Here is a 9,081-nt window from a genome sequence, read left to right on the forward strand (position 1 = left end):
AGGAGATCCATCAATTGAAACACCAAGAGATAAAAGTGGCTTATACCGAAATAAAAAGTCTCTCACTTCTTTTCTATTAAAAAGTGTGCCGTTTGAACAGATTGAAAATTTAATTCTATTTCTTCCAACAAAGCCCTCAAGCACCATACGCTTTAGCATGGTGTCGATTATTTTCCCACAAAGCTCTGGGTGCATTAACGCATCCCCTCCAAGAAGGTCTATTTCATAATTTTTTATGCCAATATCAAAAACACCACTAATTATCATCTGGGTAAACTTATCGACAGAATCTAAACTAACAGTTCCCCTATTACACTTATTTGTTTCATAGCAATACCTGCACCTTAAATTACAGTCGTTTGTAACAATTATTGTAAAAACTTGCCCTCTGTAAGGCTCTGGACAATTAATCAATTTTATAGCCTCCTTTTAAACAGACACATAAGTGCCAGTTAGACGATTAGTTTCAGAAATGGATGAATTTTTACAACTTGAAACGCAGTAGTTACTGCACCCTCTTCCACAAGTTCCTGAACACGAGCCTGAGCAACCACCTGAGCATGTGTTATTGCAATCACCTGAACACCACCAGGTCATATATGAACATGAGCCACTGTGGTGAACAGAGCCTGAGCAGGATGAAGTACATGCGCCAGTACATGCGCTGTGGCAGTTACCAGTGCACCCAGAGCGACAACGAAGAAGGTTGTTTAAGTCAGAAACTGCTTGTGAAATACACTCTAACTGCTCATGCTTAATTTGCATCCCTGCTGTTATCTGACCTATGAAGGATGAGTAGTTTATAGCGTTATAAGCAGCAGACCTAAGAGCTTCAATTTGAGATGCATACATTAAGCCTCCTACACTTACACTTGGAAGGGATGCAGAATTGCCACGTGCTGAAAGTGCACTAGCAAGTTTTGATGATAGGTTATTGAAGTCTGATGCATAGCAAGGCTTTCCTGAAAATGACTCATACTCTGCCATAAACCTCTTCCTTTGATGCACAGTAATGAAGCTCTGAAACCCCATACTTTCTCTTTAGTTCATCTAGCATTTCCCACTCGGCTAACTTTGACAGCTTTATTAAAGGAAGCGTTTCATCAAGACATACTTCAAGTGTCCTTCTATCCATATTAGAAGTACTCATGTTTACAAGTTCTACTAAAGCTTTTGAGGCCTCATGATGCGCCATCAATTGCATGAGTTCATCGTGTGTTAAATTAATTTTTTCCACTTTTTATTTCTCCTTATGACCAATAAGCCTTTGATGCACTATCTGCAGAAGTGGCCTTTGTAGCACTATCAGCAGAAGAAGCCTTGGTAGCAATATCTGCCGAGTGTGCTTTTGTCGCACTATCAGCTTTTGAGGCAGAACCTGCACTTGCGGCATAGCCGACACTTAAAACAGAAGGTGCAACTGCTCTAAGTTCATTTCCGTTCCAAGCAGCTACCCAGGACGGGTTTGAAGAAAGCCCTGCTTTACTGTAAGAAAGAGTTAAAGACCTACCATCACCTGCATCGATTACAATTGAAGCCTTTGAGGCTGTTGAAGCATTACCATCTAAGGCACCGTGAAATGTAGTTGCATACATGTTGTTGAATTTATTGTCTACTCTTCCTATGTCTATGTCTGAAGTACGCTCACTTGCACCAGACTCTGGGAAAATTCCTTCAGTGTAGTTCCCCCTCGATCGTCCAACTGGAACGATTGTAAGTGAAAATGCTGATAACCAATCTGTTGAACTGAAATTAAGAGTTCCTGACGAAGTATTAATAGTAAGTCCTGTAGAGTCCCAGGCTATCGACTTTATGGAAGAAGCAGCTACACTCTTTGCACTTTCACCTTTTCGTGTGTAGGTGAAGGTCTTTGATGTAGATGCATCAATTCTTCCGATTATTCCAGAGGCTACAGTTACATATGATGAACCAGACTTTTTTCTTAAACCCCTAAATCGATACCAAAGAGTTGCTGATGAAGAAGAAAATAGTGTTGAAGAACCAGATGCTATACTGAACGCAGTTGACCTTGGTACCATCTGAGGGGATGAAATGCTTATTGATCCAACCTTCACACCTGATGAGTCAATGAAGTTCCACCCCTCATTTAGTATAGTATAGTCATAGGATACCCTCTTTTTTCTTGAAGTTGAGTAATTGACTGTAAAATCTGATTGAGTTATTTTCTCAGCCTTCATACAACATGTGTAAGCTTCAAATCCGGATACTTTCTCTCTCAAACATATCGGACCTGCAAGTGGAAGCACTGAAATGATATTTGCATAGTCATTTGGTCTATACCATGTAACTCCATCTTTAGATGCTCTAAGTACATTACCATCTGTAAGCAGGAAAGTTGATTCTGCATATGATAGGTGCGCATGTGAAGGTGAAGAAAAACTGAAAGTAACCAAAGTTTCAAAGTAGCCAAGGTTAGATGTTCTAACAACACTACCACCATCAATGGCATAAAGATATGTACCAACCTGTACAAAATCTCTCATTGTACTTTTTACTCCAAATGAAGAGTTTGAAATCTCTGTCCAGGAGGTGCCGTATTCAGATCTAGCTACATGAGTAATAGCGCCTGATGAATTGTTATAGGAAAATGCATAAAAGTAACCATCCATAAAAAGGATAGTCCTCCAGGTTGAAGAGGAATCACCAATTGATGCAGTGTATGGACTAGGATTACTACCATAATTTGAAACTAACGTCCTTATTGTCGAAAGCGCATCGAGGGTTACAAGCCTTCTGTTTCCGAAGGCAGAACCACTGTAGGAGCCCTGATATGGCGATGAAATTTCATTATTTGTAGCAACTTGGGTTGCCCCCGCATTAAAACATAGTCGTTTCATCCCATCATCAGTTACTAGTATGCATGAGCAGCCCTGTGATGCATAATAAGGCGTTGCAATAACATGACCGTATAGCCCAGTTTCTGAGAGCATATTAACCCTATTTTTAAAAACTACTGCTTCATCAGGCACTGCAGGTTTTAACCCTCTCATGCCTACAGTTTTACCAGGAGCTACATCAATGGTGATGGTAGATGAGAACGACTTCCAGGAGGAGCCATCATAATATTCAAGAAGCCCCTCTAACACTTTTTCTCCGTGTATTGAAGTATACGAATACTCTCCTGGTGAACCTTCAAACCTAACTGCAAGCTTTACAGCTGGGGTAACTGCAGTGGCACTTCCATCTGCATTTGTGTCAATGAAGTATCTTCGAGTTGTGCGCTCTGCTTCAGAAAGCTTTATTGCTTTTGTATATGAAGTTCCTGCGTAAGAACCTGTAAGTGAATGAACACTTGCAGAGGAGTAAGACGATAATGCTGCAATTACAGCTGCTTCATCCCAGTAACCTACACCTTCAGTAATAGGAATGTTTGAGTGCTCAGATGAAAGAACATCCTCTTTCTGTGTAGTGAATGTCTCACTTTTAAGTTCCCCACTAACTGTTACTTCTGAAAGTTTTCCTTTGCTTACATTTACTTCATACATGTCCGCTTTGTAAAACTCAGCATCCCCTTGGGTGTCCATATAAAAGCCTTTTTCAGGGGAGGCAGTAGGTAAGGTCTCTCCATTTATCAGCTTCTTGACTGTACCTTTACTATAGCCTTTACTCCTTACAATTCCCCCATCTAATAGCTCAATATCTTTAGCTGCAATGTATGCAGCAGTAACGAAACTTGAAATTAGGTTCTTTACATATATATTTTCTGCAAGAAGCTCATCTGTAACACTAGACGCTGACTCGAACTTATCAGGAAGTGTTGAAAGCGCCATTTCAGCAAAGTTCTCATCACCTACTACAATACTCCTCCAGTTTTTTGACTCTGTATACACGTAAGTCTTCTTATCTACAGTAGAGAAGTACCAATCTCCTGGTAAAAGCTTCATACCATTTGCATTAGTAGGAGCAGTTTTGTGAGCACCTAAATAATATGCAGGAGTTGTCTCATCAATGCACTTTAATTCCTGTGTGTCAGCTACAAGTGTTGTACCAAGATACTCAGCCTTCATGGAAATTCTTATTGATAGTCGCTTATCACTGTGCGATATGGTGTATGTGGTAGAAGAAATCTCAGTACCATCTACTGTAAACACAGGAATAATAGGTCCATAGCCGCTGATGCGTGGGAGAAACTGTACAACAGTTGAACCAGATTCATTTCTAAGATTTCTTGTGTAAGTTGATATACTCATCTGATTTGAATTTCGTTACATAGGTTTAGAATAACGTTATCGGGTTTATGAATAACGTTATACAGTTCATGAAAAACGTAACACAGTGTTCAATATCGTTGGTGAGTATAGAAATCAGGAGCATCACCTGAGGAATTATCACTTCATGGTATATTACTCCTTTTACCCACCAGCAGGTGAAGGAATACTTGGAAGGATAAAAAATGTAGTAATCTATCGAAGAGACTTGAAAGTATGGGTACTAGATTGCTCAATTTACTTTATTGACAGGTACCTTAACTGGTTAAGGAATGAAAGAATAAAGATACGTTTAAACAAAAAAAGTCCAAAGGAGTATAGAAGTGAACTTGGTCTAGCATTATAATTTAGTCCAAGAAAACGTCCGCACGCCCTTTTGTCCCTTTTTAACTGACTCTGACAATGGGGAGTGGTACACTTCTTATCAGCCTTGAACTTGTTGTTGCACTGCCATACTACACTTCTGTACTTATCAGTAGAGTGCCAAACCTTGGAGCCGTAGAAACAACCACAGTCTCCGCAAATAAGCTTTGAGGTGAATATGGATTTTGAAGAATGTTGCCTCTTTTCCTTTCTTCTAGCTTTCAGCTCCTGCTGCGCCATCTCAAATTGCTCAGAGATTATGATAGCTTCATGCCCGTTTTCCACTAGATATTTCCTCACCTCTCAATTGTTAGAAATTCTCCTGGAAAGAAAATCTCTCATATAGGTCTTTTGGTATATGGCGTTTCCACATTACTTCTCGTTCTGAATAAAGCAGAGGCTATTTATAAAAATGACAAGTCTATAACGGACTTCGTTAAGTCTCTATAAAAAAGCTAATATTATGTAAAGAAATACTGCATAGATTCGCCTCTAGGCTGCCTCAAATATCTAATCTTATAGATTTATTAACATAATGAAAGTCTTTAAATAACCTTTATTACATAGAAAAAAGTTGTTCAAAAGCAAAAAACATATACTCTTTGATCATTCCCAAAGCATAAGGAATATTTACTCTACCAGACAAACTCTGGAAGATTCTTAAGGGATATCAAATTAGAAGGATTGAGGTTGGCCGCTTTCCTTGATTTTTTACATTATATTGACTATCTATTTTCACCATATTAAAGTTGGTATAGATATCACACAAATCATTTCAAGTTTATTTGTGATTCCGTATACATGAAAAAAAACAAAAGGTGAAATATGCGAATGGGAAAAAGGAAACACATATTTATTTTCTGCCTTATAGTCATGCTTCTTGCTGCATGTAATCCAACAATTACAATCGAAAAGATTAAAGTCACTTTTATTGGCCTAGATGGAAATGAAGTATCGCAAGTAATGGTAAATAAAGGAACTACTGTAACACCACCGATTTTGGAATCAACAGATGAATACTCCTTCCAAGGTTGGAGCTTGGATAAGGAGGGTACAAAGGTATTCGATTCCAACACTCCTATTACATCCGATACAATTCTCTATTCTGTTTGGATGAGAATCTATAAAGATGAAAATAGTGGCCTTATCTATCAGGAGAATAGAGATGGGACTTTGTCTGTAAAAGGTGCACTAAATCCATCAGTTTCATCTCCTTGGGGATGCAGAATTCCTGATGAATATGAAGGAAAGACAATAACTTCCATTGAAGACAAAGCTTTTAGTGGATGCTATTACTTATTGGGAATTGAAATTCCTTCTACCATTACACGTATAGGGGAATGTATTTTTGATTCATGTTATAACCTTTCTACAATCATTGTTAAGGAAGGAAACAAGAATTACAAGATAATAGATGGAGTACTATTTAGCGTAGATGAAACATCGATAATCCAGTATCCACCTCATAAACAAACTGGAACGGGTAATTATGAGATACCTGACACAGTCACCACTATATGCAGCGGAGCTTTCTTAAACTCTCGCCTCACTTCCGTTACTATACCTAACTCCGTAATAACAATTGGAGATAAGGCTTTCATGTACAGTGATATCTCTGGAATCGTTCTCCCAGATAAACTCATATCAATCGGAGAAGAAGCTTTCGCCCTGTGTAGTAACCTCACTCAGATTAGAATACCAGCTTCTGTTAAAGAAATTGGATTAAAAGCATTTTATTTTTGCGAATCTATGAAAGAGATTATTGTTTCTCAAGAGAATAAATGCTATTCATCCCAAGATGGTGTTCTTTTTGATAAAAATATGACAACATTGATAAACTATCCAATCAGCAAAAGCGGTAGTGTATATACAGTACCAGACTCTGTAACTTCATTAGAAGCTAATTCCTTCTTGAATTGTCAATCATTAGAAAAGGTGTTGATTCCAGACTCTGTGACATCCATTGGAGACGGTGCATTCTATAACTGCAATAACCTCAAAGAGGTTCCTATTCCTAAGACCATAAAGTCATTTGGTAAAAGTGTATTTGAGAATTGTGAAAAACTTACTTCCATTATTATTCAAGATACAGTCACTTCAATTGAAGAGCGTGCTTTTTATAACTGTAGCGAGATTACATCGATCTTCATTCCTGCAAGTGTAAGCTCCATTGGAAATAATGCCTTTGGAAATTGCGACAAACTAAAAGAGATAACTGTTGCCAATGATAATAAGTATTTTACTACAGAAGATGGTGTCCTTTTTGACAAGAGCATGTCCAAACTAATCTGTTACCCTGAAGGAAAAGAAGGCTCCTCCTATACTATTCCCAATAGTGTAACTTCACTGGAACCCTATGCTCTCCAAGGTTCACTACTAAATACAATAACTCTTCCGAATAATCTTAAGTCAATTCGGGAAGGAGCTCTTAGCTATATTAAGGGATTATCTACTATATCTATTCCAGGAAGTGTAACTGAAATCGAACCTTTTGCCTTTGCTTTCAGCAACTTGGAAAAGATAGAAGTTGCAGAAAGCAATAAAAACTATTCTTCTAAGGACGGTGTGCTCTTCAATAAGAGTCTATCGGCTTTGATATACTATCCTAAATTAAAATCTGGCACAGAATATACTGTTCCGTCTGGAGTATCGAGAATTGAAGAATACAGTTTCTATGGAGTTACTAATCTCCAGGAAATAATAATCCCTTCCTCTGTAACTACAATCAGTAATAATGTGTTCTACTATTACTCTGGAAAAGTCACCATCAACAAGGCCAAAGGCTCAATTAGTGGTGCTCCTTGGGGTGCATTTTATGCCACAGTTCAATGGCAGGAATAACCCAAAAGATGATGGCCCAAAGGAAATAAATCCTTTGGACCATTTTTAATAATTCTTATATAAAGCCCAATTCTATTGTTACTTTTTCATTAAGTAGTTTTAATGATAGGCTTTTTGTTTGTTAATCTTCATTTCAAGAGAAACATCTATGGAAAAAACTATTTTCCCTATTATCCATTCTTCTCATCGTTATTACCATTTCCTGTGATGATAGTTCAACAAATATCCCACCACCCTTTACTGTATATGGAAAGATTCTTAATCGGGATTGCAAAGAGTCTAGATTATTTATTCTATAAATCGAAGAATTAAAAAGCTTTACAATTTTCATAAGTAAAACTGGAGATAAAATAACATAAAATGCCTTTACATATGGTGAGTAGTCAGATGCATCGCTTAATTTCAAGTGCTAAGCAAATGCATCAACACCTCACAAAACCTTACTTACTCAAAGCTTCACATAAATTTTAGGATTCACAATTGGTGACTGTTTCATAAAGATTTTTACCTTTCCTAATTAATCCTTTTTCTTTTGCACTCTGCGTCTTAAGACACTATATAGTGTTTTGATGCAGTAGTGATGCCACTAACTACATAATATAGATATTATCCCAATAGTTTTACATTGAGTTTTGCTATTATATCTGAGATAGGACAATGCATCATGTAAATGTTAATATGGAAATGTATAAAAGTTACGAAATAGAAATGCATGAAAACATGCATTTTTTTTACTCAAATTAAACATCAATAATAGTGTCATCTTATAAAATGGAGGCAACCAAAATATGAGGTGACATTAAAGAATCAATATTATTATGCTATTGCAGATAAAAGGATTTAATTAATATTGTCATGAAGCCTCATCATAATAGTTATAGAAAACTATAGAAAAGGAAGCATATAGATAGGAATATAAGTAACACCATTTTCACGCTTATAGTCTTTTGTGTGAACTATATACTTTTCTCCAATTCTACTGGAAAACTTGTTGCAGAAATCATCAAATGATTTATGGGCTTTATAATTGCTAGACTTGACTTCAAGCGGACATATCTTAGTGCCCGAAGAAAGCAGGAAATCAATTTCATGGAGATGATTCGATGTTTCACTTTTCATGGTGTAGTAGAATAAGTTATTTCCTTTTGTTACCAGGATCTGAGCAACAATGTTTTCATAGACATAACCTAAATTAGCATCGAGTTTATCGGAAAGTAACTTGTCATAAATTATGTTTTCGGTAAAGTTCTTGTCTTTGTAGGAAAGGGTTATGAATAATCCAATATCAGATACAAAGAGCTTAAATCTTTCAGGATCCTTCTCAAGTGCCATGCCTACACCTGGATTATTGGAATGATATGCTATATTTACAGTATATGAGCTGAGTATATCAGGTAGAACCCTGTAAATCTGTTCAGAACGTGTTCCTTCCCTTGCTGATGAATATACATATCTAGAACTGTTTCCGGTTAAACTGGCAGGAATTGACTCAAAAATATCTCCAGCCAATCCTGTGCCATCTATCTTAGTAAAGTCTTCCTCATATAAATCTACAATTGCTCTTTTTGTTTCATCGACAGAACATAGATTATTCTTTTCCAAATAAGTTTCTATAGCCTGAGGCATACCTCCGATTAGCATATATAAT

General features: G+C 37.0%; 8 protein-coding genes. 1 reads left to right on the top strand and 7 read right to left on the bottom strand.

Annotated features, from left to right (window positions below; all coding sequences use genetic code 11):
• The 5 genes from SOY52_RS07305 to SOY52_RS11210 form a co-directional block, all read right to left on the bottom strand.
• Positions 1 to 414 (bottom strand): radical SAM protein (locus SOY52_RS07305; protein WP_320848305.1); only part of this gene is annotated, 414 nt, incomplete at its 3' end.
• A 15-nt stretch (positions 415 to 429) separates the two neighbouring features.
• A complete protein-coding gene (locus tag SOY52_RS07310; protein WP_320848306.1) occupies positions 430 to 987 on the bottom strand; it encodes a hypothetical protein in 558 nt (185 codons plus the stop codon).
• A complete protein-coding gene (locus tag SOY52_RS07315; RefSeq protein ID WP_320848307.1) occupies positions 974 to 1,237 on the bottom strand; it encodes a hypothetical protein in 264 nt (87 codons plus the stop codon). The genes SOY52_RS07310 and SOY52_RS07315 overlap by 14 nt, the downstream gene beginning before the upstream one ends.
• A 13-nt stretch (positions 1,238 to 1,250) precedes the next feature.
• Positions 1,251 to 4,211, bottom strand: coding sequence for a hypothetical protein (locus SOY52_RS07320; RefSeq protein WP_320848308.1), 2,961 nt, complete (start codon positions 4,209 to 4,211; stop codon positions 1,251 to 1,253).
• A 255-nt stretch (positions 4,212 to 4,466) separates the two neighbouring features.
• Positions 4,467 to 4,832, bottom strand: a complete 366-nt coding sequence (locus SOY52_RS11210) for a zinc ribbon domain-containing protein (RefSeq protein ID WP_414429598.1) — start codon at positions 4,830 to 4,832, stop codon at positions 4,467 to 4,469.
• 591 nt (positions 4,833 to 5,423) lie between these two features.
• Between SOY52_RS11210 and SOY52_RS07325 the strand changes: the two genes are divergently transcribed.
• Positions 5,424 to 7,433: a leucine-rich repeat protein gene (locus SOY52_RS07325; RefSeq protein WP_320848309.1), complete on the top strand. Its 2,010-nt coding sequence runs from the start codon at positions 5,424 to 5,426 to the stop codon at positions 7,431 to 7,433.
• Positions 7,434 to 7,566: 133 nt separating this feature from the next.
• Here SOY52_RS07325 and SOY52_RS07330 read toward each other — a convergent pair whose 3' ends face one another.
• The gene (locus SOY52_RS07330) at positions 7,567 to 7,839 is read right to left on the bottom strand and encodes a hypothetical protein (protein ID WP_320848310.1); all 273 of its coding nucleotides are present in this window, start codon (positions 7,837 to 7,839) and stop codon (positions 7,567 to 7,569) included.
• A 479-nt stretch (positions 7,840 to 8,318) separates the two neighbouring features.
• Positions 8,319 to 9,081, bottom strand: a 763-nt coding sequence (locus SOY52_RS07335) for a DUF4143 domain-containing protein (RefSeq protein WP_320848311.1), incomplete at its 5' end; no start/stop codon positions are given.

The sequence above is a fragment of the Bullifex sp. genome, from assembly GCF_034103065.1.
Classification (GTDB): Bacteria; Spirochaetota; Spirochaetia; order Sphaerochaetales; family Sphaerochaetaceae; genus Bullifex.

What these genes read in the sequence shown, in the direction of transcription:
- SOY52_RS11210 (WP_414429598.1), bottom strand. Translation starts at nt 4,832, where the DNA reads ATGGCGCAGCAGGAGCTGAAAGCTAGAAGAAAGGAAAAGAGGCAACAT.
- SOY52_RS07325 (WP_320848309.1), top strand. Translation starts at nt 5,424, where the DNA reads ATGGGAAAAAGGAAACACATATTTATTTTCTGCCTTATAGTCATGCTT.
- SOY52_RS07320 (WP_320848308.1), bottom strand. Translation starts at nt 4,211, where the DNA reads ATGAGTATATCAACTTACACAAGAAATCTTAGAAATGAATCTGGTTCA.
- SOY52_RS07310 (WP_320848306.1), bottom strand. Translation starts at nt 987, where the DNA reads ATGGCAGAGTATGAGTCATTTTCAGGAAAGCCTTGCTATGCATCAGAC.